Raw genomic sequence first — 24453 nt, 5'->3', positions numbered from 1 at the left:
GCGCTTCGTGACGCCCCTGCAGGGCCTGCCCAACGTGATCCTCACCCCGCATATCGGCGGCTCGACGGAAGAAGCGCAGGAGCGCATCGGCTCCGAGGTCGCCCGCAAGCTCGTGGACTATTCCGACATCGGCTCGACGGTGGGCGCCGTCAACTTCCCGCAGGCCTTCATCAGCACCCGGCCCGGCGGGGCGCGCTTCGCGCACCTGCACCGCAACCTGCCAGGCGTGCTGGGCCGCATCAACGACGTGTTCGCGCGCGCGCGCATCAACATCGCCGGCCAGATGCTGCAGACCGACGGCGATCTCGGCTACGTGGTGATCGACACCGATGCGGGGCTGGCCGACCCCGACGCGGTGCTGGGGGAACTGGCCGCCATCGAGGGCACGGTGCGGGCGCGCCTGCTCTACGAGCGGGGCTGAGGCGGCTTGCCGGGTGAAGCGTTCGGGTCCGCCGAGCGCTCGCCTTCCGCGCCGATCCTCTCCGGCTCGAGCGCGGGTCCCCTCTCCCGTGCGGGAGAGGTCTGCTCTCGCAGAGAGCCGGGTGAGGGATGAGAACTGTCAGAATCGGGTGCGACAGGCCCGCTCGGCAGCGTCTCGCCCTCTCCGTGGAGTTCTCGTCCCTCACCCCAACCCTCTCCCGCACGGGGGAGGGAGCGCGTCGCGGTTCGCGCCGGAGCTTCCGAACCGATCGGTCGGCGGCCGTACCAGATGGCCGGAGGCAGGCCGCCCCCACCCCTCCGCCGCGTTGACAGCACCGGGCCCCGCGGCGGATACCGCCCCGGCCCATGCTGCCGCGCCCCGCCAAGAGTCCTGCCAAGAGCCACGCCAAGACCGCCGTGATGGTCGTCCACGACCTCGTGGCGACCGCGCTGGCCGTGCTGCTCACCTTCTGGTTCCGCTTCACCGGCGCGCAATTGGACGAGCGCCTGCACGCGCTGCCGCTGCTGCTGCCGCCCTTCCTCCTGCTCGCGGGCCTCGTCTACGCGCGGCTGCGGCTCTACCGGACCAAGTGGCGCTTCGCCTCGCTGCCGGACTTGGCCGCGATCGTGCGGGCGGCGAGCGTGCTGGCGCTGGCGCTCCTCGTCACCGACTACGTGCTGGTCTCGGCCGACCTCTACGGGTTCTACTTCTTCGGCAAGATCGCCATCGTCCTCTACTGGGTGCTGCAGATCTTCCTGCTCGGCGGGGCGCGGCTCGCCTTCCGCTACCTGAAATACACCCGCTCGCGGCAGTCGAGCGCGCGGGCCGCCACGGTGCCGACGCTGCTGCTCGGGCGCGGCTCCGACATCGACGTTCTGCTGCGCGCCATCGAGTCCGGCTCGGTGAGGAAGCTCGCGCCCAAGGGCATCCTGTCGCCCCGCGCCGACGAGACCGGGCAGATGATGCGCGGCGTGCCCGTGCTCGGCGGCTTCGACGACCTGGAGCGCGTGATCGCGCGGCTGGCCGAGCGCGGCCAGCCGGTGCGCCGGCTCGTCGCCACGCCGAGCGCGCTGGAGGCCGAGCCCGACGCGCTGGTGGCCCAGGCCCGCCGCCTCGGCCTGCCGCTGGTGCGGGTGGCGAGCCTCGGCGAGGGCGCGCGCGAGGCCGAACTCGCGCCGCTCGAGATCGAGGACCTGCTGCTGCGCCCGACGGTGGCGATCGACCGGCCGCGGCTGGAGCGCTTCCTCGCGGGGCGGCGCGTGATCGTGACGGGCGGGGGCGGCTCGATCGGCTCCGAGATCTGCCTCAGGGCGCTGGCCTTCGGCGCCGCCGAGGTGCTGGTCTTGGAGAATTCCGAGCCGGCGCTGCACGGCATCCTGAGCCACCCGCTGGTGCTCGCCGCCGGGGGCCGGGCTCGCGGCATCATCGCCGACATCCGCGACGCCGCGCGGGTCCGGGCGATCTTCGAGGGTTTCGCGCCGGACTACGTCTTCCACGCCGCCGCGCTCAAGCAGGTGCCTTACCTGGAGCAGGACTGGAGCGAGGGCATCAAGACCAACGTGTTCGGCTCGATCAACGTGGCCGACGCGACCGTCGCGGCGGGCGCCCGCGCGCTCGTGATGATCTCGACCGACAAGGCGATCGAGCCGGTCTCGCAGCTCGGCGTCACCAAACGCTTCGCCGAGATGGTGGCCCAGGCCCGCGACGCTGAGCAGGCGGCGCTCCCCGGTCACCCGACCCGGCTCGTCGCCGTGCGCTTCGGCAACGTGCTGGGCTCGGTCGGCTCGGTGGTGCCGGTGTTCAAGGCGCAGATCGCCCGCGGCGGGCCCGTCACCGTCACGCACCCTGAGATGGTGCGCTACTTCATGACCGTGCGGGAGGCCGCCGACCTCGTCCTCACCGCGGCCTCCCACGCCGACGGCGAGGCCCGGGCGCCGGGCGAGGATGCCGACGACCGGCACGCGGCGGTCTACGTGCTGAAGATGGGCCAGCCCGTGCGCATCCGGGATCTCGCCGAGCGGATGATCCGGCTCGCGGGCTTCGAGCCGGGCGAGGAGATCGAGATCGCCTATTCCGGCGCGCGGCCGGGCGAGCGCCTCAACGAGATCCTGTTCGCCCGCGAGGAGCCTCGGGTCAGCCTCGACGGGATCGACGGGGTGATGGCGGCACGCCCCGTCTTCGCCGACCGCGCCCGGCTCGACGCCTGGGTGGCGCGCCTCGCCGCCGCGGTCGAGGCCGGCGACCGGGCGGCGGCCGACGCGGTCTTCGAGGCCGCGATCCCGCATTTCCGCGAGCGCGGCGTGGGGCGGGCGGGCGCGGCGGCCGGGATCGTCGCGGGCGAGGCCGCGCCGCTGCCGGCCGTCCCGTAGGGCGCGTGCGGCCGCTCACCGCGGCGCCTCCGCCGGCCCACGATGATCCGGCGCGTCACGGGGGGCGAGGACGATGGACGGGCTCACGGATCCGGATCCCGAGGTGCGGCGCGTGGCCCGCGCCCTGCACCGCTTGGAGGCGCTCGCCGCCCGCCGCCGCCTGCGGGTGCGGGTGATGCGGGGGCTGCGCGGCATCCTCGGCGGCGGCGCGACGCTCGGCCTGCTGATCAAGGCGAAGGTCGCGGGCTCGCTCGGCCTGAAGGTCGCGCTGGCGGCCCTGGTGGGCTTGGGGCTCGCGTGGCCGGCGCTCGTGCTGCTCGTCCTCGGCCTCGTCGGCGTCCTGCTCGCGATCCTCAGCCTGTTCGACGGCGGCGGCTCCACGCCTCTCGATTGCGACTGCCCCTGCGACTGCAAGCGCAAGGAGGAACGGGCGCTGCGCCTGAAGCGGATGATCGCCCGGCGCCGGGACTGGCTCCAGGCCCGGCTGGGCCCCGCCCCCGGCCGGGAGGCGCCCGCGCGCTACGCGCCGCGGGTGTGAGGGCGTTTCCGGATGATAGTTCCGCATTCCCGCGCATCCCCCTCTCCCCGCCATGCGGGGAGAGGGGGATGCGCGGCGCCCGCTTCGATCGAACGGCGACGGGGATGAGGGGCTTCACGGTCCCGCGCCCGCTTGCGGCGACCCGTCCCGATGCGCCACCGTTCGGTAGAGCCCCTTCACGCGGGCGGTGGGAGGTGACGTGTGACGACGATCAGCCGGCCGGGTCGCCTGCGCCGGGCCATCGCGGGCACCGTACCGCTCGCCCTCCTGGGCCTCGCGAGCGCGGCCGAGGCGGAGGAATCCTGCCGGGCGAGCCTCGGCCCGAGCCGGGCCGCGACCCTGGTCGCCCGCTGCGTCGCCGTCTCGCCCACCCCCCTGCCGCTCTGCCACGCCGGCAACCCCTGCGCGCTGATCGAGGCCGAGATCGCCCGCGGCTGCGACGACCTCGACGAGGACGCGCCCGACTTCTGCCTGGCGTACCGGAACCGCTGAGCGGTCAGCCCCCGTCCCGGGCGAGCCGCGCCAGGCCCTCGGGCGTCGTCGCGGCCGGGCGCCAGCCGAGCGCCGCGAGCCCGTCGGCGCGCGCCACCAGCCCGCCGCCGAGCCGCGCATAGGCCTCCTGCCGGCCGGCGAGGCGGCAGGCGAGGCCGAGGAGCGCCGCCGGCACCGGCACGAGGCCGGGCGCGCGGCCGAGGCCGGCGCGCAGGGCCGCCACCATCTCGGGCAGTGTCTGCGGGTCGGGATCGGCCGCGACGAGCGCCCGGTTCAGGGGCGCTGGCGCCCGCAGCACCGCATCGACCGCCGCCGCGAGGCTCTCCGCCGAGATCAGCGAGCGCCGCGCCGCGAGCGCGCCGAGCGGCAGCGGGTAGGGCGTGCGGGCGAGCCGCAGGAGCGCCGCCATGTTGCCCTTCACGCCTGCCCCGTAGACGAGGACGGGCCTGAGCGCCGCCCAGTCGAGCCCGGTCTCGGCCAGCGCCCGCTCGGCCTCGAGCTTCGAGCGGCCGTAGGCATCCGTGGGGGCGGGCTCGTCGGAATCGGTGAGCACACCCGGCGCGCTCGCCCCGCACTGCGCCCGGATCGAGGAGAGGAAGACGAAGCGGCGCACCTTGGCGCGGGCGGCGGCCTCCGCAAGGCGGCGCGTCGCCTCGGTGTTGAGGGTGCGGTAATCGTCCTCCGGCGCGCCCGACATGGCGTGGGCGAGCCCGGCCGAGTGCACCACCGCGTCCACGTCCGAGAGGGCGGCGGCCATGTTCATCGGCCGCGTCAGGTCGCCGACGACGGCGCTCGCGGCCCCTTCAGGTACCTCCACGGGGCGGCGCAGCAGCACCCGCACCCGGTAGCCCCGGGCGGTCAGGCTATGCAGGAGGTGCCGGCCGATGAAGCCCGTCGCCCCGGTGAGCGCCACATGACGGATCTCGTGACTCACGGTCGGTCCTGGCTCCGGGCGCGGGCGAAACGGGCGAGCAGCCCCGCGACGAGGATCGCGCCGAGGGCGAGTGCGGCCACGGTGACGGGCCAGTTCGGCCAAAGCAAGGTCGCGGCCGCGAGCCCCGCCAGCGCGAGGTTGAGCGCGAACACGCGCCCCACCACGCCGGGCACCGAGAGCCCGTTCACGGTCGCCCGCTGGTAGAAGTGGCTCCGGTGCGCCTCCCAGACCCGCTCGCCGGCCCGTATCCGCCGCAGCAGCGTCAGGGTGGCGTCGGCGATGTAGTAGAGCGGCAGCAGGATCGCGGCGGCCAAGCCCCCGTCGAGGGCGAGCCGATAGAGCAGCCACGCCACGATCAGCCCGATCGGCAGGGAGCCGACATCGCCGAGGAAGAGCCGCGCCACCGGCCGGTTGAACGGCGCGAAGCCGAGCATCGCCCCGAAGAGGCCGGCCGCCACCAGGGTCGGCAGCACCGGCAGATGGCCGAGCGCCCCCAGCGCGAGGAGCGCGCCCGTCACCGGAACGATCTCGGCCACCGTCATCCAGTCGAGCCCGTCCATGAAGTTGACGAGGTTCACGAACCAGAGGCCGGCCAGCACCGCCAGCGCCCGCTCGACGGGCAGCGGCAGCCACGGGAGGAGGTGCCCGCGCAGGGTGGCGACCAGCGCGGTCACCACCGCGGCCTGCACCGCGAGCCGCAAGGCGGCCGGCAGCGGCCGGATGTCGTCCACTGCGCCGAGCACGGCCAGGACCGTGGCGCCGCCGGCCAGCGCCAGCCACTCGCCGACATCGCCCACATCCGAGGTGCGCAGAACGCCGGCCGCGAACAGGGCCGCCGTCACCACCGCGATGCCGCCCCCCTGCGGCGTCGGCTCGGCGTGGCTGGAGCGGGCGTTCGGGCGGGCCAGCGCGTAGCGCACCAGGAGCGGGCGCAGGCGCACGATCAGGCCGGCGGAGAGCGCGGCGGCGAGCGCCACGGCGACGAGGGGGCTGAGCATGGCCTGGCCGATAGCGCGGAAACGCCGCGTCGGCGAGCCGGAACGACAATGACGCTTGCAAGCTGATTGTGCACAATTAAAGTGTTTCCAGGGGAGCCGCTCCCCGCCGCCCATCCGCGGCACAACGACATCTGGGAGACGCTCATGACTTGGCTCCGCACGCTCGCCGGTCTCGCCGCCGCGACCGCATGCCTGCAGACCGCCGCCCGCGCCGAGGAGACCGATCCCGGCGCGATCGTGGCCGCCCAGTTCGCGGCCGGCGGCAACCAGGCGGGCGTGCGCGCCAGCGGGGCGAAGGGCGTCTGCCTGAAGGGCGAATTCGCCCCCGCCCCCGGCGCCGCCGCCCTGTCCAAGGCGCCGCACTTCACCAAGACCGTGCCGGTCACCGCCCGCTTCTCGATGGGCGGCAGCAACCCGAAGGTCTCCGACAAGGCCAAGCCCGTCACCCGGGGCTTCGCGATGCGGATGGAGGATCCGGCCGGCGACATGGTGTTCGTGGTGATCTCGGCGCCGGTCTTTTCCACGAAGACCCCGGCCCAGCTCCTCGAATTCCTGCAGGTCCGCGCCCCCGGCCCGGACGGCAAGCCGGATGCCGAGAAGATCAAGGCCTTCTCGGCCCAGAACCCCGAGACCACCCGTCAGGCGGCCTGGCTCAACGCGCGGCCGGTGCCGGCGAGCTACGCGGGCGTCGATTACTGGGCGGTGCACGCCTACACGCTGACGAACGCGAAGAACGAGGCGAAGGTCGCCCGGCTGAAATTCGTCTCCGCCGACAAGGCCGGCCTCACGGACGACGAGGTGAAGGCCAAGCCCGACAGCTTCTACGTGGACGAGCTGAAGGAGCGCCTCGCCAAGAGCCCGGCCCGTTTCGACCTGGTGGCGATCCTGGCCGAGCCCGGCGACCCGACCGCGGACCCGACCGCCTCCTGGCCCGAGGAGAGCCGCAAGACGGAGACACTGGGCACGCTCAGCATCACAGCGATCGCGCCGGATGCCACCTGCGATGCCCGCACCTTCGATCCGGTGGCGGAACTGCCCGAGGGCGTCGCCGGCCCGACCGACGACCCGATGTTCGCGATCCGCTCGCCGGCCTATGCGGTCTCGGTCTCGCGCCGGGCGAACTGAGGATCCGCAATGCCCGTCGGCCTGTCCAGGCCGGCGGGTATCCTTCGTCTCAGGCCGCGTCCAGGTCGCAGGCGGCCCGGCGGAGCGCGTCGTTCATCCGCGTCTGCCAGCCGGGGCCCGTCGCCTTGAAGGCCTCCACGATCTCGGCATCGAGCCGGATCGTGACCGGCACCTTGCGCGACTCGGATCTTGGGCGCCCACCGCGCCGGAAGGCAGCCGCCATCGCGGGCGGCATCCCATCGGTGCCCCGGCGGGCTTGGCCGAGTTCGGCATCGGTCAAAGCGGGATTGTCCGACACCGCGTCCCAATCCGCCTGCGTGTAGGCAGCGTTCGGCACGTAGCCGGGGGCGTGCTCAGGCTTCGGCATAGAAGGCCCTCTCCTTCGCGTTGGCGGGCCGGACGCTGACGGTATCGATCGCCTCCGACCCGAGCGGTGAGACGATGGCGACAACGACTACCCGGCCTTGCCAGGATCCGATCAGCTTGTACCGGATCCGTCCGGTGCGGCTCGGCTTCGTCGGAATGTTGAGGAAGCGGTCGAAGCTGAAAGAGCCCTCAAACTCAGCCTAGTCGATGCCGTGCTTCGCGATATTCGCTTGCCGCTTCGGCTCGTCGTACGTGAACCGCATGCGCACGTACAAAAACCCTGGGTGTCAAGGTTTTTGTACGTACGAGAAGGGGGTGCCGCGCCGCTCTCAGTACACCTGCCCCCCCGCCGCCTGCGCCCCCTCGCCCTTCTGCCGCCCGTCCAGCGCCCGCTCCACCACCTTGGCCAGCCCCACCATGATCTGGTCGATGGCGTAGTCTTTCGGGGTGTAGACGGCGCGCACGCCCATGTTCTTCAGGACCAGCTCGTCGTCCGGCGAGATGATGCCGCCGACGACCACCGGCACGTGGTCGAGGCCGGCCTCCCGCATCTTGGCCCGCACGTCCCGCACCAGCGGCACATGGCTCCCCGACAGGATCGACAGGCCGACCACGTGGGCGCCCGTCTCCTTCGCCTTGGCGACGATCTCGGCGGGCGTCTGGCGGATGCCGTCGTAGGTCACGTCGAAGCCGACGTCCCGGGCGCGGAGCGCCACCTGCTCGGCGCCGTTCGAGTGGCCGTCGAGGCCCGGCTTGCCGACGACGAGCCGCGGCGTCTCGCCGAGGCGCTCGCCGAGATCGGCGATCAGGAGCTTGGCCTCCTCGGCCGCGCCCGACGAGACCGTCTCCAGGGTCACGCCGGTCGGCGCCCGGTACTCGCCGAAGACCGCGCGCAGGCAGGCCCCCCACTCGCCCGTGGTCACGCCGGCCTTCGCGGCCTGGATCGAGGGCGGCATGATGTTGGCGCCGGAGCGTGCCGCCTGCTCCAGGTCTTCCAGGGCCCGACCGACGGCGCGCGCGTCGCGCTCGGAGCGCCAGGCGCGGATGCGGGTCTCGGCCTCCATCTCGACGGTCTCGGAGACCGTGAAGATCGCCCCCTCCCCCGCCGTCAGCGGCGAGGGCTCGCCCTGCTGCCACTTGTTGACGCCGACGACGATCTGCTCGCCGCGCTCGATCGCCGCGATGCGGCGGGCGTTCGACTCGACCAGCGCCCGCTTCAGCTCGCCCGCCTCGACCGCCGTGACCGCGCCGCCGATCTCGGCGATGCGCGCCAATTCGGCCCGGGTCTGCGCCTTGAGCTCCGCGACGCGGGCCTCGATCACCGTCGAGCCGTCGAAGATGTCGTCGTATTCCAGGAGGTCCGTCTCGAAGGCGAGGATCTGCTGCATGCGCATGGACCATTGCTGGTCCCAAGGGCGGGGCAGGCCCAGCGCCTCGTTCCAGGCGGGCAGCTGCACGGCCCGCGCCCGGGCGCGCTTGGAGAGCGTCACCGCCAGCATCTCGATCAGGATGCGGTGGACATTGTTTTCGGGCTGCTGTTCCGTCAGTCCGAGGCTGTTGACCTGCACGCCGTACCGAAAGATCCGCTTCTTGGCGTCCGTGATGCCGTAGCGCTCCTGGGCGATCTCGTCCCAGAGCTCGGCGAACGCCCGCATCTTGCAGATCTCGGTGACGAACCGCATGCCGGCGTTCACGAAGAACGAGATCCGGCTGAACACGTCGGCGAAGCTGGCCTCGTCGAAATCGGGGTCGTCCCGCACCGTGTCGAGCACCGCGATCGCGATGGCGAGCGCGTAGGACAGCTCCTGCACCGGCGTCGCCCCCGCCTCCTGCAGGTGGTAGGAGCAGACGTTCATCGGGTTCCACTTCGGCACGTTCCGGGTCGTGAACAGGATCACGTCCTTGGTGAGCCGCAGCGAGGGCGCGGGCGGGAACACGTAGGTGCCGCGCGAGAGGTACTCCTTGATGATGTCGTTCTGGGTCGTGCCCTGCAGGGCGGCGAGCGGCGCGCCCTGCTCCTCGGCCACCGCGAGGTAGAGCGACAGCAGCCACGGCGCCGTGGCGTTGATCGTCATCGAGGTGTTCATCTGGGCGAGCGGGATCTGGTCGAACAGCGCCCGCATATCGCCCAGATGCGCGATCGAGACGCCGACCTTGCCGACCTCGCCGCGCGACAGCTCGTGGTCCGGGTCGTAGCCGGTCTGGGTCGGCAGATCGAAGGCGACCGAGAGGCCGGTCTGCCCCTTGGCGAGGTTGCCCCGGTAGAGTTCGTTCGAGGCCGCCGCCGTGGAATGGCCCGCATAGGTGCGGATGATCCAGGGCTTGTCGCGCTTGGTCTCCGCCGGCTTGGTCTCGGCGACAGCTGCCTGCCCGCTCATTCTCGTCCGCTCCCGATCTTGGTCGCGCGGGCAAAACCCCGCCCGCGGGCGGGGGCCGACGCATCTTTGGGCCGTAACCTAGAGCGGATTCCGCCGGGACGGAATCGACTTTCCTTGCCCGGTCCCGCGCGTTTTCTTCAACATTGGTCCTATGCGCCCGCTCCGCCCGGGTGCGGCGGATGATCGTCGGTTGGTATAAGGTCTACCAAGATTTCGGTGCCGCGCGGGCCGTCGGATCGCGGGTGGCGGCGTCCGAATAGCGGCGGACAGCGGAATAATTCTGCAGTGCACCGCAAATTGGATTTGATTCCGCCCGGCCCGCGCAGGGGGCGGGCCCCGAAAATCGGTTCTATCCTGCCGTGTTGGCCTTTCGGCCCACTTGGAGGCTTACCGCATCGCAGCTATAGCGCAGGAGAGCGAGAGCGCGGCCCTTTGCGAGAGGAACCGCGCCGGACCGACGAGGAGAACGACCATGGCAGCCAGCGCGGCGGTGCAGACGGGGACCGAGGTCAAGGACCTCTACGAGATGGGCGAGATCCCGCCGCTCGGGCACGTGCCGGCCAAGATGTACGCCTGGGCGATCCGGCGCGAGCGCCACGGGCCGCCGGAGCAGTCCCACCAGCTCGAGGTCCTGCCGGTCTGGGAGATCGGCGACGACGAGGTGCTGGTCTACGTCATGGCGGCCGGCATCAACTACAACGGCGTCTGGGCGGGGCTCGGCGAGCCGATCTCGCCCTTCGACGTGCACAAGGGCGCGTACCACATCGCGGGCTCGGACGCGTCGGGCATCGTCTGGAAGGTCGGCGCCAAGGTGAAGCGCTGGAAGGTCGGCGACGAGGTCATCATCCACTGCAACCAGGACGACGGCGACGACGAGGAGTGCAACGGCGGCGACCCGATGTTCTCGCCGACCCAGCGCATCTGGGGCTACGAGACCGGCGACGGCTCCTTCGCGCAGTTCTGCCGGGTGCAGTCGCGCCAGCTCATGGTGCGCCCGAAGCACCTCACCTGGGAGGAGGCGGCCTGCTACACGCTGACGCTCGCCACCGCCTACCGCATGCTGTTCGGCCACGCGCCCCACACCGTGCGCCCGGGCCAGAACGTGCTGATCTGGGGCGCGTCGGGCGGCCTCGGCGTGTTCGGCGTGCAGCTCTGCGCGGCGTCCGGCGCCAACGCCATCGCGGTCATCTCGGACGAGTCGAAGCGCGACTACGTGATGAGCCTGGGCGCCAAGGGCGTCATCAACCGCAAGGACTTCGATTGCTGGGGCCAGCTGCCGAAGGTCAACAGCCCCGAGCACCATGCCTGGACCAAGGAAGCCCGCAAGTTTGGCAAGGCGATCTGGGACATCACGGGCAAGCAGGACGTCGACATCGTGTTCGAGCATCCCGGCGAGGCGACCTTCCCGGTCTCGGCGCTGGTGGTGAAGCGCGGCGGCATGGTGGTGTTCTGCGCGGGCACCACGGGCTTCAACATCACCTTCGACGCCCGCTACGTCTGGATGCGGCAGAAGCGCATCCAGGGCTCGCACTTCGCCCACCTGAAGCAGGCATCCGCCGCCAACCAGTTCGTGCTCGACCGCCGCATCGACCCCTGCATGAGCGAGGTCTTCCCCTGGGACAAGATCCCTCAGGCCCACACCAAGATGTGGAAGAACCAGCACCCGCCGGGCAACATGGCCTGCCTCGTCAATTCGCCGCGCGCCGGCTTGCGCACGGTCGAGGACGTGATCGAGGCGGGGCCGCTGCGCCGCTGAGAGCAGGCTGCCGAACCTGACGACGAAGGCCCTCGTCCCGCCCGGGACGGGGGCCTTTCCGCGTCATGGGCCCCTCAGCGGCAGGACCGGCCGTGCGCTTCGCCCCCTTGCCTTCGCCCGGCCGGAGCGCGACAAGAGCGCGCATCCTGCGAGGAACCTGAGCTTGGCTGGCGACGACGACGCTTACGTGTACGACGAGGCGACCGGCGAGTGGCGCCCGCCCAGCGCGGTAGCGCAGGCCCCCGCGCGCCCGGAGGTTCGCGACGCCTCCGGCAACCTGCTCGCCGACGGGGACGCCGTCACGCTGATCAAGGACCTCAAGGTCAAGGGCGCCGGCCAGACCCTGAAGCAGGGCACGGTGATCCGCGCGATCCGCCTGACCGACGACCCCGCGGAGATCGACTGCCGCCACGAGACGATCAAGGGCCTCGTCCTGCGCACCGAGTTCGTGCGCAAGCGCTGAGTGCGTCAGCGCCGCCGCGGCTCCTCCTGCGGCAGGTGGCGCCCGTAGGTCTCCTGCTTGCTCTCGCGCTCCTTGATCAGGTCGGCGTAGGCCTGCCGCATCTCCGGCGACACCGCCACAGACTTGCCCTTCAGCGGCTTGCGCTTGGGCGCCCGCTTGAAGGTGTTGTCGCTCTCGCTCATGCCTGCCCCCTCCGCTCGGAGCCGGCAGGATAGCGCCATCCCGCGACGCGGGCGAGACGGTCCTCAGGCGCGCGGCACCGGCTCGATGCCGCCGCGGTCGAGCTTGGCCAGGGCCGCCGTCACGCTCTCGCCGCCGATGACGAGGTCGGGGGCGATCTCGGCGAGCGGCACCAGCACGAAGGCGCGCTCGCGGACGAAGCGGTGCGGCAGGATCAGGCGCTCGTCCGCCACCGTCGCCCCTTCGTAGGAGAGCACGTCGATGTCGATCACCCGCGGGCCCCAGCGGCGCTCGCGCACCCGGCCGAGCGCGCGCTCGACGTCGAGGCAGGCGTCGAGGAGCGCGTGCGGGTCGAGGTCGGTCTCGACTCCGAGCGCCCCGTTGAGGAACCAGTCCTGGTCGGTGTCGCCCCAGGGGGGCGTGCGGTAATCGGCCGAGCGCGCGGTGACGCGGATGCCGGGGCGTGCGTCGAGGCCCGCCACAGCGGCGTCGAGCATCGCGGCCTTGTCGCCGATATTGCTGCCGATCCCCAGATAGGCCTGCGTCACGGGCGCGTCTCCCGCTGGCGGGTGATCGAGACGCCGACGCTGTCGAGGATCGCCGGCACCGGCGCGCTCGGCTTGTCGACCGCCACCGTGATCGCCCGGATCCGCGGGAAGCCCGCCAGGATCTCGGCGGCGACCGTCTCGGCGAGTGCCTCGATCAGAGCGAAGCGCCGCTCGGTCGCGACCGCGACGACGATCGCCGTGAGGTCGGCGTAGCTCACGGTCTCGGCGACGTCGTCGCTCCGGCCCGCCGCGGCGAGGTCGAGTTCAACGTCCAGCGAGATGTAGAAGCGCTGGCCGAGCCGCGCCTCCTCGGGCAGCACCCCGTGGCGGCCGTAGACGGCGATCCGGCTCACCCGGATATGATCGCTCACGCGCGCGTCTCCGGCCGCATCACCGCGTCGACCACGCGCATCGCGTCGACGTGGGCGGCGACGTCGTGCACCCGGACGATGTCGGCCCCGAGGGTCGCTGCCAGCGCGTGGGCCGCGAGCGAGCCGTGCAGCCGGTCGGCGGGCCGGGTCTCGCGGTCGTGCAGGCGCCCGAGCAGGGATTTGCGCGAGACGCCGACCAGCAGCGGGAAGCCCAGCGCCCGGATCTCGGGCAGCCGGCGCAGGGATTCGAGGTGCTGCTCCCAGCTCTTGCCGAAGCCGATGCCGGGGTCGAGCACGATGTCGGCCTCCAGGATGCCGGCGGCCCGCGCGATGCCGAGCGAGCGCTCGAAGAAGCGCAGCATGTCGGCGACGATGTCGATCGCCGGGTCGATCGTCTCGCGGTTGTGCATCACGATCACGGGCGCGCCGTGCTCGGCCGCGACCCGGGCGATGTCGGGCTCGCGCTGCAGGCCCCAGACGTCGTTGACGATCGTGGCGCCCGCCTCCAGCGCGGCCTTGGCGGTCGAGGCCTTGTAGGTGTCGATCGAGATCGGCACGCTGAGCCCCGGCGCCAGCGCCCGGATCACCGGCAGGACGCGGGCCTGCTCCTCCGCGGCGGGCACCGGCGTGTGGCCAGGCCTCGTCGACTCGCCGCCGATGTCGAGGATCGCGGCGCCCTCCCCGACCAGCCTCTCGGCCTGCCCGCGGGCCGCCGCCTCGCCCTGGAACAGGCCGCCGTCCGAGAAGGAATCCGGGGTGACGTTGAGGATGCCCATCACCAGCGTGCGCCGCCCGAGGCCGGGCAGCAGGCGGGCGAGGGCGGATTGCGTCTGGCTCACGCGGGCAGGTCCTGGCTCGAGTCCCGGCTGACGGGAGCCCGGGTTTGTCAGAGGCTCCGCCCGCGCGCAACAGGATCGGTTCAGCGGTTCATGGTGCGGAAGCGGCAGACCCTGCCGGTATCCGTAAAGCCCGCCGGGCAGCGGCCGACGCAGGCGCCGGCCGCGTATTTCAGCGGCGGCCGGCAATAGCTCTGCTTGAAACGGGTGTCGCCCCGGTCGCGCGGCGCGGCCTCGGCTATTGCGAGGGGAAGGACGGCGAGCGCGAGGGCGAGCAGGCGGCGGGACATCGGGGGCTCCGGACCGGATCGTCCGTCAACGCCGGTGCCCGGGTTTCGCTGCGGGATCGGCCGGATGTCCGTCGATGCCGGTAGGCGCCCGGGACCGCCTGTGACATGGTGCCGGCCGATGCCGATACCGGGCATGCGTGAGGTCGCCGCGATGGCCATCGGTCCCGTCACCCTGTCCGGGCGGCATGTCGAACTCGTCCCGCTGTCGCCCGCGCACGCCGACGCCCTCGCCGAGGCGGTGCGGGACGGCGAGGTCTGGCGGCTCTGGTACACGGCCGTGCCCGCGCCGGAGCGGATGGCGGCCGAGATCGACCGTCGCCTCGGCCTGCAGGCGGCGGGCTCCATGCTCCCCTTCACGGTGCTGGACGGCCCCGGGGGCCGGCCGGTCGGCATGACCACCTACATGAACATCGAGCCCGCCGGGCCGCGCCTGGAGATCGGCTCGACGTGGTACGCCGCCCGCGTCCAGCGCACGCCGCTCAACACCGAGGCCAAGCGCCTGCTGCTGGCGCACGCCTTCGACGGCCTCGGCTGCCTCGCCGTCGAGTTCCGCACGCATGTGATGAACCACGCGAGCCGGCGCGCCATCGAGCGCCTGGGGGCCCGGCTCGACGGCATCCTGCGCCATCACCAGCGCCTGGCGGACGGCTCGTTGCGCGACACCTGCGTCTACAGCGTCACGGCGCCCGAATGGCCCACGGTGCGCGCCCACCTGACGTGGCAGTTGGAGAGGCCGCGCTGAGCCGGCCACGGGGCGAAGGCCCGCGGCCGAGAAGGCCTCAGCCCCGGTAGCAGCGGATCTCCGCCTCGGCCTGGGCCCGGCGCAGGTCCGCCACCTTGTCGTCGAAGACCTTGGTGGAGCGGAACTCGTTCGAGCGCTGGCCGATGCCCTGGCGCATCGACAGGATCGTGCTCGCCTGCACGTACTTGTCGTAGGGCAGGATCGCGGCGAGCTGGTCGAGCGAGCACGCGCATTTCTGCATGTTCTCGCGGGTCTGGCCGTTGGCCGCCATGCAGGCAAAGACGTAGTCGACGCGCGCGTCGGTCGGATAGTCGTTCTCCTCGGCGCGCGCCGCGAGGGTGAGCCCCGCCAGCGCCAGCACCGCGAGGGCCGCGCCCTCAACCCGCCTTCTGATCATAGCTCAGCTTCTCTTCCAGCAGCTCGCCGCCCTCGGGCGTCTTCGACTGCGCCTCGATCGAGACGATCTCGCCGGGAACGCTCGGGGCCGTGACGAAGGTGTAGGTCATGTTGGCCATGCCGCGCATGCGCTCGGTCATCGCATCGCCCTCGAAGGGCTTGGTCTCGACGCGCCAGGCATCGACCTCGCGCCCGCCCACCGTGACCTTGGTGGCCGTCACCGTGGCCCGGTCGCGCAGGCCCTTGCGGATGGCGTTCTTCAGGTAGCGCGGGTTGGCCTCCAGCACCTTGGCGAGGCCGCGCAGGTGGTTCTCGAGGAACAGCGAGATCACCGGATTGCCCGGCATGTCCTCGAACGGGCCGGCGGGAACGCGGTTCATGCCGGAGAACATCTCGACGCGGATGTTGCGGGCGGCGGCGTCCTTCTGATCGTTGGCCGCCTCGACCCGGAAGGTGATCGTGTCGTTGAGCGGCGGCCCGAACGGCCCCTTGCTGATCCCGGAGCGGCGCAGGTAATCGTAGGTGAGGGTCGAGCCCGGGCCCACGTTCTTCATCTGCGGCTGCTCGAAGAGCAGGTCGGCGGCACTGGGCGGCGCGGCCGCGTTCACCTGTGTGGGCGCCGGAGCGTCCTCGGCAGAAGCCGGGGCCGCGGCGAGCGCGAGAGCCAGGACCGAAATCGCGAGACGCGTCACAGCGGGGCTTCCTCCTTGAGCGGTGAGCGGACGTTGCTGCCGATCGTCCGGTAGACGTAGTCGGGCGGGTTCTCGGCGGCCTCCTCGACCGCGAGCGCCCGCACCTTGGCGTGGAGCGGCGAGAGCGAGCAGGCCGGGTCGGTGGCCGCCGCGTCGCCGGCCAGCGCCAGCGCCTGGCAGCGGCAGCCGCCCCAATCCTTCTCGCGCCGGTCGCAGGAGCGGCAGGGCTCCTGCATCCAGTCGGTGCCCCGGTAGGCCGTGAAGGCCGGGGAATCCGCCCAGATCTCGGCGAGCGAATGGTCGGTGACGTACCAGAACTCCAGGTTCGGGATCGTCTCGGCGGCGTGGCAGGGCAGCACCTTGCCCTGGGGCGTCACGTTCATCAGCTTGCGGCCCCAGCCGCCCGCGCAGGCCTTCGGGTACTTCGCGTAGTAGTCCGGCACCACGAGGTCGATGACGAGCTGGCCCTTCAGGCGTTCCCGCGCCGCCTCGACGATGCGGATCGACTGGTCCACCTGGGCCTTGTTCGGCATCAGCGCCGCTCGGTTGACGTAGGCCCAGCCGTAATACTGGGTGTGGGCCACCTCCAGCCGCTTGGCGCCCATCTTCACGGCGAGGTCGATGAAGCCCTCGACCTCGTGGATGTTGCCGCGGTGGATCACCGAGTTCAGCGTCAGCGGCAGGCCGAGCGCGACCACCTTCTCGGCAAACACCATCTTCTGCGGCTGGGCGTTCTTCAGGCCGCCGATCTTCTCGGCGTTTGCCGCGTCCACACCCTGCACCGAGAGCTGCACGTGGTCGAGGCCGACGTCGTAGAGGGCCTGGAGCTTGTCCAGCGCGCCCCCGACGCCCGAGGTGATCAGGTTCGAGTACAGCCCGAGCTTGGCGCAGGTCTGCGTGATCTCGACGATGTCCTGCCGCGCGGTCGGCTCGCCGCCCGAGAGGTGGACGTGCAGCACGCCGAGCGCCGCAGCCTCGGTCAGCACCCGCTGCCAGGTCTGCGTGTCGAGCTCGCGCGAGCGCCGGTCGAGTTCCAGCGGGTTCGAGCAGTAGGGGCAGCGCAGGGGGCAGCGGTGCGTCAGTTCCGCCAGCAGCCCGACGGGGGCCGGGGCGGCCGTCCGCTGCGGCGTGACGGCGTTCATCGTTCCAGGACTCGCTTCTCGGCCAGGTCGTTCAGCATGACGAGGATGTCGGTCTCGATGACCTTCGCGTCGGCCGCGTAGGTCTCGGCCAGCTGCTCGGCGATCCGCGTGACGCTGCGCTGGCCGTCGACCAGCGAAAGCACCGCCACCGCGTTGTCGTCGAGGTCGAAGGTGCGCTCGGGGGCGAGCAGCACGTGCTTGTCGCGGGCCTGATCGAAGCGCATTCGCACGCCGCGGGGCAGGCGCGGCACGTCGCCCGCGACGAGCTTCACCGCGCCGCCGGGCGCCCGCACGGGTGCCGTTTCCTGCACCAGCCCCTCACCCGGTTGCCACGCGTCCGGCGGGATCATGCCGGGGGCGACGTAGGCGAAGTACAGGGCGTCGAGCTGCGTCCAGAGCACGGTGCACTTGAAGGTCAGCGCGCCCATCGCGGCGCGCTGCAATTCCGGCGTGGTGGCGTGGCGCTTGACGTAGTCGAGGGCGAAGTCGGCGTCGCGCGGGGCCTGGGTCAGGCGCTTGTCGAAATAGGCCAGCGTCTCCTTCGTGATGAAGTCGTAGTTCTTCAGCATCCCGGCGACGCGCTCCGAGATGATGGTCGGCGAGAACATCTCGGTCAGCGAGGAGGCGATGGCCTCCAAGAGGCTGCGCTCCGAGACGAAGTGCACGTAGGCATCGACCGAGAAGCGGGTCGCCGAGAGGATGCCCTTCGTGGAGAGCACGTAGTCGCGCGCGAAGCCGACGCCCTCGGCGAGCTTCAGCCAGCGCTCGATGCCGCCGTCGCCCTCGTGGTCGCCGTCGTGATCGACGATGCGCTGGCGCCAGATCCGGCGGAGGCTCGCGTCCGGCAGGCGGGCGAGCAGCGCGGCGTCCTTCACCGGGATCATCGCCTGGTAGTAGTAGCGGTTGAGCGCCCAGGCCCGGACCTGATCCTTGCTCAACTTGCCATCGTGCAGCAGCCGGTGGAACGGGTGCAGGTTGTGGTAGCGCCGCGCGCCGATGTCGCGGAGCGCCGCCTCCAGCTCCTCGGGGCTGAGGAGCCGCTGGGTCTCGTCTGCGCCGGGATTGGGGAAGGCAGCGTTCATGGCGTTTCCGGACGTCCTCTCGCGCGGTGCATTATTGTTCTGTCGCCGGTGCCTGAACACCACCGGCGCGTCGGATCAGAGATAGGACCGCCCCGACCCGAATGCCACCCGGTAGCGGGGATTCCGAAGGGGCGAGCCCCTTTCGGCGCCCAAGGGCGCTGCAGGCGGAGTCTGGGGCGGAGCCCCGGGATTGGCCTCGCCGATCCGGCAAGGCCGGTGAGGCCAAACGCAGGGCTCTGCCCTGCACCCGCGAAAGGCCTGAGGCCTTTCGAAACCCTGACCTTGGGCCGCTCGCCTTCAGAGGCTGAGGGTCAGCCCATCATGCGCGACGGTCCAGCCCGCCGCCTCGACCGCGGCGCGCTCGGGCGAATCCTCGACCAGCACCGGATTGGTGTTGTTGATGTGCACGAAGACGCGGCGGCCGAGCGCCACCTCGGCGAGCGCCTCCACCGAGCCGCCCTCCCCCCGCATCGGCACGTGGCCCATGCGCCAGCCGGTCTTGGTGCCGACGCCCGCGCGGATCATGTCGTCGTCGTGCAGCACGGTGCCGTCGAACAGCAGCGCGTCGACGCCGGCGATCCGCTCCTTGAGCTTGTCCGTGACCCGGGCGCAGCCCGGGATGTAGGCGAGCCTGCGGCCGTTCGCCTCGATCATCGCGCCGACCGTGGTCTCGGTCTCGGCGCCGATCTCCATGGTCTCGTCCTCCAGCCAGAGCGGCACCTTGCCGGGGACCGGGAACAGGGTGACGGTGAGGCCCGGCAGCGGCGCGAAGGTGCGCTCCATCGCGATGGGTTCGCGCGCGACGACGCCCTCGGCCATCACGTCGAAGACGCGGTTGGCGTTGACCGAATCGAGGATGCCGGCTGTGCCGTAGAGGGTGAAGGTTTGGCCCTCGCGCAGCGTCAGCAGGCCGGCGACGTGATCGACGTCGCCGTTGGTGAGGAGCACGGCCTTGATCGGCGAGTGGCGTAGGCCCGCCTGCGGGTGCATCGCCGGGTTGTCGAAGAGCTGCTGCCGGATGTCCGGCGAGGCGTTCACCAGGAGCCAGTCCGTTCCGTTCGGGGAGACGGCGATGCTCGACTGGGTGCGCGGGCGGACGCGGTGCGGCTCGGTCCGCGCCAGCGTGCAGATGGGGCAGCGGCAGTTCCACTGGGGCAGGCCGCCGCCGGCGGCCGAACCGAGGATCACGACGCGCATGGGCTCGCCCTCGCTGCCTGCAATCCCCGGCCCGGCGCTCACACCTCAGTTGAAGGTGTCGATCTCGGCGGACTCGTACGAGGTGACTTCCATGCCGACGCAGATCTCGGAAACGACGGGAGCAGCCCACTTCATGGTGTTTCTCCTGAGACTTCGCTTCACCACGCCAGGGCAACCTTAAGGGAACCCTAAGACATTGATGGCGCACCTGTTTTCGGGCGCCGGGCAGGTATCGGCCAATCCGGCGCCCGCTTCAAGCACTAAATTGCCGGATCATCCCAAATTTTTCGTGATTGCCTCGTGCGCGATATAAAAGCGCGCTTGATATTGTGGGCGCCCTTGCTGCGACAGGGCGCGCCCTTTTCCCGGACGCCCGGAGCGTCAGCGGAGGGTGATCCGGGACCCAGAGGGAGAAGTGCCGCGCAGCGGCGCGATCTCGGGCGCCGTCGCGGGGGACGGGCGCTTCGCGTCTCCTTGTGCTGGGTCCCGGGTCGCATTCCGCTGGCGCTTCATGCGCGCAGGCCCGAAGGGCCCGGAAAGGGCGCGCGCGGCCTCGCGGAATGACGGAGGGGAAGCGGCGCCGTCGTGCGGCCTTCCCCACCCTCAGTGCCGGAACTCCTGACCCTTCACTTCCAGCATGAAGCCGCGCCCGCGCACGGTGGTGAGCACCGGGCCGCCGTGTCGGACGAAGTCGGACATCTTCGAGCGCAGGTAGCCGATATAGACGTCGACCACGTTGAGCGAGAGCCCGCCCTGGCTCGCCCAGAGCTTCTCGAAGATGTCGGCCCGCGAGACCGGGCGGTTGGTGCTCTCCATCAGCATGGCGAGGAGTTCCGCCTCGCGCGGGGTTAGCCGCACGGCGGCCTCGCCGCAGGAGGCCTGCCGGGTCTCGAGGTCCAGCACCAGCTTGCCGGCGCTCACCGTCTGGCGCGGCGCCTCGGCGTTCCGCCGCCGCATCAGATGGGTGCGCAGCCGCGCCACCAACTCGTCGAACACGAAGGGCTTCACGATGTAGTCGTCGGCGCCGAGCGCCAGCCCCTCGACCCGGTCGCGCACCTCGTCGCGGGCGGAGAGGAACAGGATCGGCCCCGGATAGCCGCCCGCCCGCAGGGAGCGGCAGACGTCGTGCCCCGAGCCGTCCGGCAGGGTGATGTCGAGCACGACCGCGCCCGGGGTCTCGGCGCGCGCGGCGGAGAGCGCGTCGTCCACGCAGGCCGCGGTGCCGACCTCGAACCCCTCCGCCTCCAGCCCGCGGGCGAGCATGCCACGGATATCGATGTCGTCCTCGACGATCAGGACCCGGGTCATGCGGCGTCATCCTTCTGCTCGTGAGACTGGGCGTGGGCCCGGGCGGGGTCGAGGGCCGGCAGTTCGAGCCGCACCTGCGCGCCGCGCCCGTCCGGGCCGGGGCCGAGGCGGATCGTGCCCGCGTGCTGCTCCACCACCCAGCGGGCGAGCGCCAGCCCGATGCCGAAGCCGCCCTCCCCCGGCCGCGCGCCCCGGCGGAAGCGCTCGAAGAGGGCCTCCTGCGCGGCGCCGAAGCCCGGTCCGTCATCCGTGACGGTGACGATGGCGGCGGGCGCCCCCGCCGCCTCACCGGCCTCCAGCGCGACGGTGACGCGGGAGAGCCCCGTCCCGTGCCGGAGGGCGTTGTCGATCAGGCTCTCCACCACCTGCCGCAGCCACTCGCGGTCGGCGGAGATCTCGACGTCCTCCCGGCCCGGCTCGAAGATCAGCGCGACGCGGCGGCGCGCGGCCTCGGAGGCGGCGTTGTCGATCGCCTCGGCCAGCACGGAAGCCGCGCCGAGCGCCCGCCGGTCGAGCTCGATCTCGCCCGATTCCGAGCGGGCGACGCGCAGGAGGTCCTCAACCCGCAGCTTCAGCCGCTGCGCCCGCTTGCGGATTGTGGCGAAGGCCGGCCCGTGATCGACCGGGCGCTCGCCCGCTCTCGCCGCCGTGCGGGCGGCGAGGTCGCACTCGCCGAGGATCACGGTGAGCGGCGTGCGCAGCTCGTGGCTGACGTCGGCGAAGAAGCGGCGGCGCGAGCGGTCGACCGCCTCGAGCCGGGCGTTGGCCGCCCGCAGGTCGGCGGTGCGGGCCTGGATCGTCTCCTCCAGCGCCGCCCGGTCGGCCGCGACCCGGGCCTCGCGGCGGCCGAGCCGCGCGGCCATGCGGTTGAAGCTCGCGACCAGCAGGCCGAGCTCGTCCCGGACCGCGACCGAGAGCCGGATGTCGAGCTCGCCCCGCCCGACCGCGATCGCCGCCCGCCGCACCGCCTCGATCCGCGCGAGCGTCGGCCGGATCAGGCTGCGGTAGAGCACGAGCAGGATGGCCAGCGCCGCCCCGACCGCCAGGGCCGCTGCCAGCCGCAGCCGGTCGGCCAGCGCTCGGGCCTCCTCGGAGCCCAGCACCATGCTGCGCCGCTCCGCCTCGATCAGGAAGGAGAGCGGCTGCCCGGTCATCGCCCCGAAGCCGTTGAGCGCCCCCTTGATGGCGTTCTGGCGCTGCTCCGGCTCGGCTGCGCGGCGGGTGATCTGCTGGACCTGCCGGTCGAGGATCGCCCGGGCGGCGCGCAGCTGCGCCATCGGCCGGGTGCGGGCGGCGTAGGCCATCCGGTCCTTCGGGTCGTCGCTGACCTGGATGCTCCGGGCCAGGGCCTCGTCGACGGACGCGAGCGCCTTGTCGGCGTTGGCGCGGGCGATCGCCATCGCCTCCGGCTGCGCGTCGGGGCTGCCCACCGTCTCGACCGCCGCGAGGCCGAACTGGGTCAGCCGGCCGGAGAGTTCGGCCAGCAGTTCCAGCCGCGCCTGCGCCGCGAGCGTGCGGTCGATCGTGCGCTCGGCGGCCGCGATCGAGGCGAGGACGCCGAGGGCGGCCAGCACGACCAGCAGGGCTGTCGCGCCGAGCAGCAGCGCGAAACGGACCTTGAGCGAGCGCATCGTCCCCTTTCGGGCCGCCTCGCGGGCGGCTCACGCGGAGCATGGCATCCGGGGCGGTGCGGGCCAAGGGGGGGGCCGGGAGGGGGGCCGGGAGGGAGCGCCGGAGCGATCGCCCATGGCCCCAACGGCGCAAGCGGCCCGGCCGCGGTGGTCGATTCCGGCAACGGCGCCGGCCGGGAGGCACCGGGAGGACCGTCCCGCATGGACCTTGACGGGTGAGCGCCGCCGGGCAATCGCGGCCGAGATCGGGGGAGGCGGAGCACGGGATGGCCGAGAAGACCGGGATGCCGGGGCAGGACGCCGGACCGCCAGGCTCCGCCGTACCGCCAGGCTCCGCCGTACCGAACGGCTTCGCCGCCGTGCTCGGCTTCGTGGCCGGCTTCGTGGACGCGGCCGGGTTCGTGGCGCTGGCCGGGCTGTTCGCCGCCCACGTCACCGGCAACTTCGTGCTGATCGGCGCGGCGCTCGTCGGCGAGGCGGGCGGCCTCGTGGCCAAGCTCCTGGCGCTGCCCGTCTTCGTGCTCGCGGTCGCGGCCGCCCGCCTCGCCGCCCTCGGGCTCGAGCGGGCCGGACGGCGCCCCCTGCCCTGGCTTCTCGCCGCGGAGGCGCTGCTGCTCGCGGGCTTCGGCGGCGCCGGGGTCGTCCTCTCCCCCTTCGCCGGGGCGGACAGCCCAGGTGCCCTCTTGGTCGGCATGCTGGCGGTCGCCGCGATGGGCGTGCAGAACGCCCTCGGGCGCCTCTGCCTGCCGACCCTTGCGGCCACCACGGTGATGACCGTCAACGTCACCCAGGCGGTGATCGACGCGGTCGACTTCGCGCTGGGCCGTACGGCGGACGCGGCGGCGCGGGCGCGCCTGCGGCGGATCCTGCCGGCCGTGCTCGCCTTCGCGGCCGGGGCGCTCGCGGGCGCCCTCGGGGTCGCCTACGGGGCGTTCTGGTGCGCGATCCTGCCGGTCGTGCTGCTGGCCGGCCTCGCGGCCGCGGCGGCGCGGGGCCTCACACGAGGCGCAGTTCCCCCGGCTTGAGCTTGAGCCGGCGCACCATGTCGCGCGAGAGGCCGCCCACCACCTGCAGGCGGGCGCTCTCCACCGCGTGCTCGCCGAGCGCGGCGAGCGCCTCCGCCTCGGAGGCCGCCACCACGGCGTAGATCCGCGCGGCCTCGCGCCGCTGCGCCACCGCGACGAGGTAGGCTTGGCGTTTGCTCCGCTTCCCCTTGGTCGGCATGGGGCGCCTCAGGCCGGGGCCCGGCGGGGTCTCGGCGGGAGACGTGTACCCGTAGGCGGAGCGCCGCGCACCGCCCGTGCCGCCGCGCCCGCGCGCCCGGAGGCGACGTCCTGCGTCATCCGTGGTCTCCCGCGCCCGTCGCGCAGGGCCAACCGGGCCGCGCATACGCGGTTCCGGCTATGGTTAGCCGGCAGAGCAAAGGCAAGGCGATATTTCGCCTCTCGCCCGACCACCGATTGGGCAATCCGGCGCGGGCGGTTCCGCCCTCCGGCGGCGCCCCAACGGCACGGCCCGCGCCGGGGACTGGCGCGGGAGGCGCTTTCGTGTATGGTGCGCGCGGCCTCGAGCCCGGCGACGGGCGGGGCCTGAAGCCGCTTGGGCTCAACGACCGTGCTGGACGACATCCCGGCACCGGCCCCGCCCAGGCTCATGCAGGCGCGCTGCGTCAAGGCAGCCGCCTCCCGCACATCCCAGAAAGGCCACGCGATGTCGATCACGGCAGAGCGCAAGACCGCGCTCATCAAGGAATACCGCGTCGATCCCAAGGACACCGGCTCGCCGGAGGTCCAGGTGGCGATCCTCACCGAGCGGATCTCGAACCTGACCCAGCACTTCAAGACCCACGGCAAGGACAACCATTCCCGCCGCGGCCTCCTGAAGCTGGTCTCCTCGCGCCGCTCGCTGCTCGACTACGTCAAGCGCAAGGACGAGGCCCGCTACCGCTCGCTGATCGAGCGCCTCGGCATCCGCCGCTAAGGCTCCGTGCGGGGCGCCTCCTTCCCGAGCGGAAGGGTGCCCCGGCCACGGCGGCCTCAGGGCCGCCGCAAGCGCGACCGCGCGCCGCCGCCCGTACGGCGGACCGCCTCCGGTGCGACAGCATCGGAGGTAACCAAGGAAGACCTTCGGGGTGCCGGAATGGGTCCGGCCTCCTGAACACCCGGGGCGACTTCGAGGCGCCATGTGCCGGGGACAGG

The 24453-nt window shown here is 72.2% G+C and carries 27 protein-coding genes and 1 pseudogene; 10 read left to right on the top strand and 18 right to left on the bottom strand.

Features of this window, described 5'->3' with window-relative positions:
* The 4 genes and pseudogenes from MFF56_RS16395 to MFF56_RS16380 form a co-directional block, all read left to right on the top strand.
* A pseudogene (locus MFF56_RS16395) lies at positions 1-421 on the top strand (phosphoglycerate dehydrogenase); the annotation flags it as partial.
* A 365-nt stretch (positions 422-786) separates the two neighbouring features.
* Positions 787-2790 (top strand): SDR family NAD(P)-dependent oxidoreductase, encoded by a 2004-nt coding sequence (locus MFF56_RS16390; protein ID WP_066919885.1) that lies wholly within the window; start codon positions 787-789, stop codon positions 2788-2790.
* A 73-nt stretch (positions 2791-2863) separates the two neighbouring features.
* A complete protein-coding gene (locus MFF56_RS16385) occupies positions 2864-3328 on the top strand; it encodes a hypothetical protein (RefSeq protein ID WP_066919887.1) in 465 nt (154 codons plus the stop codon).
* A 201-nt stretch (positions 3329-3529) separates the two neighbouring features.
* Positions 3530-3820, top strand: a complete 291-nt coding sequence (locus MFF56_RS16380) for a hypothetical protein (protein WP_066919889.1) — start codon at positions 3530-3532, stop codon at positions 3818-3820.
* A gap of 4 nt (positions 3821-3824) precedes the next feature.
* On the opposite strand, the gene MFF56_RS16375 is transcribed toward MFF56_RS16380, so the two are convergent.
* The gene (locus MFF56_RS16375; RefSeq protein WP_066919892.1) at positions 3825-4754 is read right to left on the bottom strand and encodes an NAD-dependent epimerase/dehydratase family protein; all 930 of its coding nucleotides are present in this window, start codon (positions 4752-4754) and stop codon (positions 3825-3827) included.
* Positions 4751-5752, bottom strand: coding sequence for an MraY family glycosyltransferase (locus tag MFF56_RS16370; protein WP_066919894.1), 1002 nt, complete (start codon positions 5750-5752; stop codon positions 4751-4753). Before MFF56_RS16370 ends, MFF56_RS16375 begins: the two co-directional genes overlap by 4 nt.
* Before the next feature lie 144 nt (positions 5753-5896).
* Here MFF56_RS16370 and MFF56_RS16365 point away from each other — a divergent pair, with 144 nt between their 5' ends.
* Entirely contained in the window at positions 5897-6877 is a 981-nt protein-coding gene (locus MFF56_RS16365) for a catalase family peroxidase (protein ID WP_066919896.1), read from the top strand.
* A gap of 49 nt (positions 6878-6926) precedes the next feature.
* Here MFF56_RS16365 and MFF56_RS16360 read toward each other — a convergent pair whose 3' ends face one another.
* Both MFF56_RS16360 and MFF56_RS16355 read right to left on the bottom strand, forming a co-directional pair.
* On the bottom strand, positions 6927-7244 hold the full coding sequence (locus MFF56_RS16360; protein ID WP_066919898.1) for a BrnA antitoxin family protein: 318 nt from the start codon (positions 7242-7244) through the stop codon (positions 6927-6929).
* A gap of 328 nt (positions 7245-7572) precedes the next feature.
* A complete protein-coding gene (locus tag MFF56_RS16355; protein WP_238230397.1) occupies positions 7573-9621 on the bottom strand; it encodes an ethylmalonyl-CoA mutase in 2049 nt (682 codons plus the stop codon).
* A 472-nt stretch (positions 9622-10093) separates the two neighbouring features.
* Between MFF56_RS16355 and ccrA the strand changes: the two genes are divergently transcribed.
* On the top strand, positions 10094-11377 hold the full coding sequence (ccrA, locus tag MFF56_RS16350) for a crotonyl-CoA carboxylase/reductase (RefSeq protein ID WP_066920704.1): 1284 nt from the start codon (positions 10094-10096) through the stop codon (positions 11375-11377).
* Positions 11378-11540: 163 nt separating this feature from the next.
* The gene (locus tag MFF56_RS16345) at positions 11541-11840 is read left to right on the top strand and encodes an alkylphosphonate utilization protein (RefSeq protein WP_066920706.1); all 300 of its coding nucleotides are present in this window, start codon (positions 11541-11543) and stop codon (positions 11838-11840) included.
* A 5-nt stretch (positions 11841-11845) separates the two neighbouring features.
* On the opposite strand, the gene MFF56_RS16340 is transcribed toward MFF56_RS16345, so the two are convergent.
* The 5 genes from MFF56_RS16340 to MFF56_RS16320 form a co-directional block, all read right to left on the bottom strand.
* Positions 11846-12022, bottom strand: coding sequence for a hypothetical protein (locus tag MFF56_RS16340; protein ID WP_197430513.1), 177 nt, complete (start codon positions 12020-12022; stop codon positions 11846-11848).
* 63 nt (positions 12023-12085) lie between these two features.
* A complete protein-coding gene (gene folK, locus MFF56_RS16335) occupies positions 12086-12568 on the bottom strand; it encodes a 2-amino-4-hydroxy-6-hydroxymethyldihydropteridine diphosphokinase (protein ID WP_066920708.1) in 483 nt (160 codons plus the stop codon).
* Positions 12565-12939, bottom strand: a complete 375-nt coding sequence (gene folB, locus MFF56_RS16330; protein WP_066920710.1) for a dihydroneopterin aldolase — start codon at positions 12937-12939, stop codon at positions 12565-12567. Before folB ends, folK begins: the two co-directional genes overlap by 4 nt.
* A complete protein-coding gene (gene folP / locus MFF56_RS16325) occupies positions 12936-13715 on the bottom strand; it encodes a dihydropteroate synthase (RefSeq protein ID WP_082772958.1) in 780 nt (259 codons plus the stop codon). The genes folB and folP overlap by 4 nt, the downstream gene beginning before the upstream one ends.
* 143 nt (positions 13716-13858) lie before the next feature.
* Positions 13859-14065: a hypothetical protein gene (locus tag MFF56_RS16320; protein WP_066920714.1), complete on the bottom strand. Its 207-nt coding sequence runs from the start codon at positions 14063-14065 to the stop codon at positions 13859-13861.
* 151 nt (positions 14066-14216) lie between these two features.
* Here MFF56_RS16320 and MFF56_RS16315 point away from each other — a divergent pair, with 151 nt between their 5' ends.
* Positions 14217-14807: a GNAT family N-acetyltransferase gene (locus tag MFF56_RS16315; protein WP_066920730.1), complete on the top strand. Its 591-nt coding sequence runs from the start codon at positions 14217-14219 to the stop codon at positions 14805-14807.
* Positions 14808-14844: 37 nt separating this feature from the next.
* Here the strand turns inward: MFF56_RS16315 and MFF56_RS16310 are convergent, their stop codons facing one another.
* The 8 genes from MFF56_RS16310 to MFF56_RS16275 all read right to left on the bottom strand — a co-directional run bounded on the left by MFF56_RS16310 (position 14845) and on the right by MFF56_RS16275 (position 22255).
* A complete protein-coding gene (locus MFF56_RS16310) occupies positions 14845-15204 on the bottom strand; it encodes a hypothetical protein (RefSeq protein WP_066920716.1) in 360 nt (119 codons plus the stop codon).
* Positions 15185-15895, bottom strand: a complete 711-nt coding sequence (locus MFF56_RS16305; RefSeq protein ID WP_066920718.1) for a hypothetical protein — start codon at positions 15893-15895, stop codon at positions 15185-15187. The genes MFF56_RS16310 and MFF56_RS16305 overlap by 20 nt, the downstream gene beginning before the upstream one ends.
* Positions 15892-17037: a pyrroloquinoline quinone biosynthesis protein PqqE gene (pqqE, locus tag MFF56_RS16300; RefSeq protein ID WP_066920720.1), complete on the bottom strand. Its 1146-nt coding sequence runs from the start codon at positions 17035-17037 to the stop codon at positions 15892-15894. Before pqqE ends, MFF56_RS16305 begins: the two co-directional genes overlap by 4 nt.
* Entirely contained in the window at positions 17034-18119 is a 1086-nt protein-coding gene (pqqC, locus tag MFF56_RS16295) for a pyrroloquinoline-quinone synthase PqqC (protein ID WP_238230395.1), read from the bottom strand. The genes pqqE and pqqC overlap by 4 nt, the downstream gene beginning before the upstream one ends.
* A gap of 297 nt (positions 18120-18416) precedes the next feature.
* Positions 18417-19316, bottom strand: a complete 900-nt coding sequence (pqqB, locus tag MFF56_RS16290; protein ID WP_066920724.1) for a pyrroloquinoline quinone biosynthesis protein PqqB — start codon at positions 19314-19316, stop codon at positions 18417-18419.
* Positions 19317-19361: 45 nt separating this feature from the next.
* Positions 19362-19451, bottom strand: coding sequence for a pyrroloquinoline quinone precursor peptide PqqA (gene pqqA, locus MFF56_RS16285; RefSeq protein ID WP_007564431.1), 90 nt, complete (start codon positions 19449-19451; stop codon positions 19362-19364).
* A 468-nt stretch (positions 19452-19919) separates the two neighbouring features.
* Entirely contained in the window at positions 19920-20624 is a 705-nt protein-coding gene (locus tag MFF56_RS16280; protein ID WP_066920726.1) for a response regulator transcription factor, read from the bottom strand.
* Positions 20621-22255 carry a sensor histidine kinase gene (locus tag MFF56_RS16275; protein WP_066920728.1) on the bottom strand — a complete coding sequence of 545 codons (1635 nt, stop codon included), beginning with the start codon at positions 22253-22255 and terminating at the stop codon, positions 20621-20623. Before MFF56_RS16275 ends, MFF56_RS16280 begins: the two co-directional genes overlap by 4 nt.
* 266 nt (positions 22256-22521) lie before the next feature.
* Between MFF56_RS16275 and MFF56_RS16270 the strand changes: the two genes are divergently transcribed.
* The gene (locus MFF56_RS16270) at positions 22522-23280 is read left to right on the top strand and encodes a YoaK family protein (protein WP_238230393.1); all 759 of its coding nucleotides are present in this window, start codon (positions 22522-22524) and stop codon (positions 23278-23280) included.
* Here the strand turns inward: MFF56_RS16270 and MFF56_RS16265 are convergent.
* Positions 23252-23479, bottom strand: coding sequence for a hypothetical protein (locus MFF56_RS16265; protein WP_066920255.1), 228 nt, complete (start codon positions 23477-23479; stop codon positions 23252-23254). The genes MFF56_RS16270 and MFF56_RS16265 overlap by 29 nt on opposite strands.
* Before the next feature lie 486 nt (positions 23480-23965).
* Here MFF56_RS16265 and rpsO point away from each other — a divergent pair, with 486 nt between their 5' ends.
* A complete protein-coding gene (rpsO, locus tag MFF56_RS16260; protein ID WP_066920265.1) occupies positions 23966-24235 on the top strand; it encodes a 30S ribosomal protein S15 in 270 nt (89 codons plus the stop codon).
* Positions 24236-24453 lie beyond the last annotated feature (218 nt).

The organism is Methylobacterium hispanicum (genome assembly GCF_022179285.1).
Taxonomy (GTDB): domain Bacteria; phylum Pseudomonadota; class Alphaproteobacteria; order Rhizobiales; family Beijerinckiaceae; genus Methylobacterium; species Methylobacterium hispanicum.
Note: the sequence above shows the minus strand (reverse complement) of the source record. Positions and strands in the feature narration are given on the sequence as shown.

Excerpts from the sequence above, each read along its gene's own strand:
- MFF56_RS16390 (WP_066919885.1), top strand. The coding sequence starts at position 787 with ATGCTGCCGCGCCCCGCCAAGAGTCCTGCCAAGAGCCACGCCAAGACC.
- MFF56_RS16385 (WP_066919887.1), top strand. The coding sequence starts at position 2,864 with ATGGACGGGCTCACGGATCCGGATCCCGAGGTGCGGCGCGTGGCCCGC.
- MFF56_RS16370 (WP_066919894.1), bottom strand. The coding sequence starts at position 5,752 with ATGCTCAGCCCCCTCGTCGCCGTGGCGCTCGCCGCCGCGCTCTCCGCC.
- MFF56_RS16365 (WP_066919896.1), top strand. The coding sequence starts at position 5,897 with ATGACTTGGCTCCGCACGCTCGCCGGTCTCGCCGCCGCGACCGCATGC.
- MFF56_RS16360 (WP_066919898.1), bottom strand. The coding sequence starts at position 7,244 with ATGCCGAAGCCTGAGCACGCCCCCGGCTACGTGCCGAACGCTGCCTAC.
- MFF56_RS16355 (WP_238230397.1), bottom strand. The coding sequence starts at position 9,621 with ATGAGCGGGCAGGCAGCTGTCGCCGAGACCAAGCCGGCGGAGACCAAG.
- ccrA (WP_066920704.1), top strand. The coding sequence starts at position 10,094 with ATGGCAGCCAGCGCGGCGGTGCAGACGGGGACCGAGGTCAAGGACCTC.
- MFF56_RS16340 (WP_197430513.1), bottom strand. The coding sequence starts at position 12,022 with ATGAGCGAGAGCGACAACACCTTCAAGCGGGCGCCCAAGCGCAAGCCG.
- folP (WP_082772958.1), bottom strand. The coding sequence starts at position 13,715 with ATGGGCATCCTCAACGTCACCCCGGATTCCTTCTCGGACGGCGGCCTG.
- MFF56_RS16320 (WP_066920714.1), bottom strand. The coding sequence starts at position 14,065 with ATGTCCCGCCGCCTGCTCGCCCTCGCGCTCGCCGTCCTTCCCCTCGCA.
- MFF56_RS16315 (WP_066920730.1), top strand. The coding sequence starts at position 14,217 with ATGGCCATCGGTCCCGTCACCCTGTCCGGGCGGCATGTCGAACTCGTC.
- MFF56_RS16310 (WP_066920716.1), bottom strand. The coding sequence starts at position 15,204 with ATGATCAGAAGGCGGGTTGAGGGCGCGGCCCTCGCGGTGCTGGCGCTG.
- pqqE (WP_066920720.1), bottom strand. The coding sequence starts at position 17,037 with ATGAACGCCGTCACGCCGCAGCGGACGGCCGCCCCGGCCCCCGTCGGG.
- pqqC (WP_238230395.1), bottom strand. The coding sequence starts at position 18,119 with ATGAACGCTGCCTTCCCCAATCCCGGCGCAGACGAGACCCAGCGGCTC.
- pqqB (WP_066920724.1), bottom strand. The coding sequence starts at position 19,316 with ATGCGCGTCGTGATCCTCGGTTCGGCCGCCGGCGGCGGCCTGCCCCAG.
- pqqA (WP_007564431.1), bottom strand. The coding sequence starts at position 19,451 with ATGAAGTGGGCTGCTCCCGTCGTTTCCGAGATCTGCGTCGGCATGGAA.
- MFF56_RS16280 (WP_066920726.1), bottom strand. The coding sequence starts at position 20,624 with ATGACCCGGGTCCTGATCGTCGAGGACGACATCGATATCCGTGGCATG.
- MFF56_RS16275 (WP_066920728.1), bottom strand. The coding sequence starts at position 22,255 with ATGCGCTCGCTCAAGGTCCGTTTCGCGCTGCTGCTCGGCGCGACAGCC.
- MFF56_RS16270 (WP_238230393.1), top strand. The coding sequence starts at position 22,522 with ATGGCCGAGAAGACCGGGATGCCGGGGCAGGACGCCGGACCGCCAGGC.
- MFF56_RS16265 (WP_066920255.1), bottom strand. The coding sequence starts at position 23,479 with ATGCCGACCAAGGGGAAGCGGAGCAAACGCCAAGCCTACCTCGTCGCG.
- rpsO (WP_066920265.1), top strand. The coding sequence starts at position 23,966 with ATGTCGATCACGGCAGAGCGCAAGACCGCGCTCATCAAGGAATACCGC.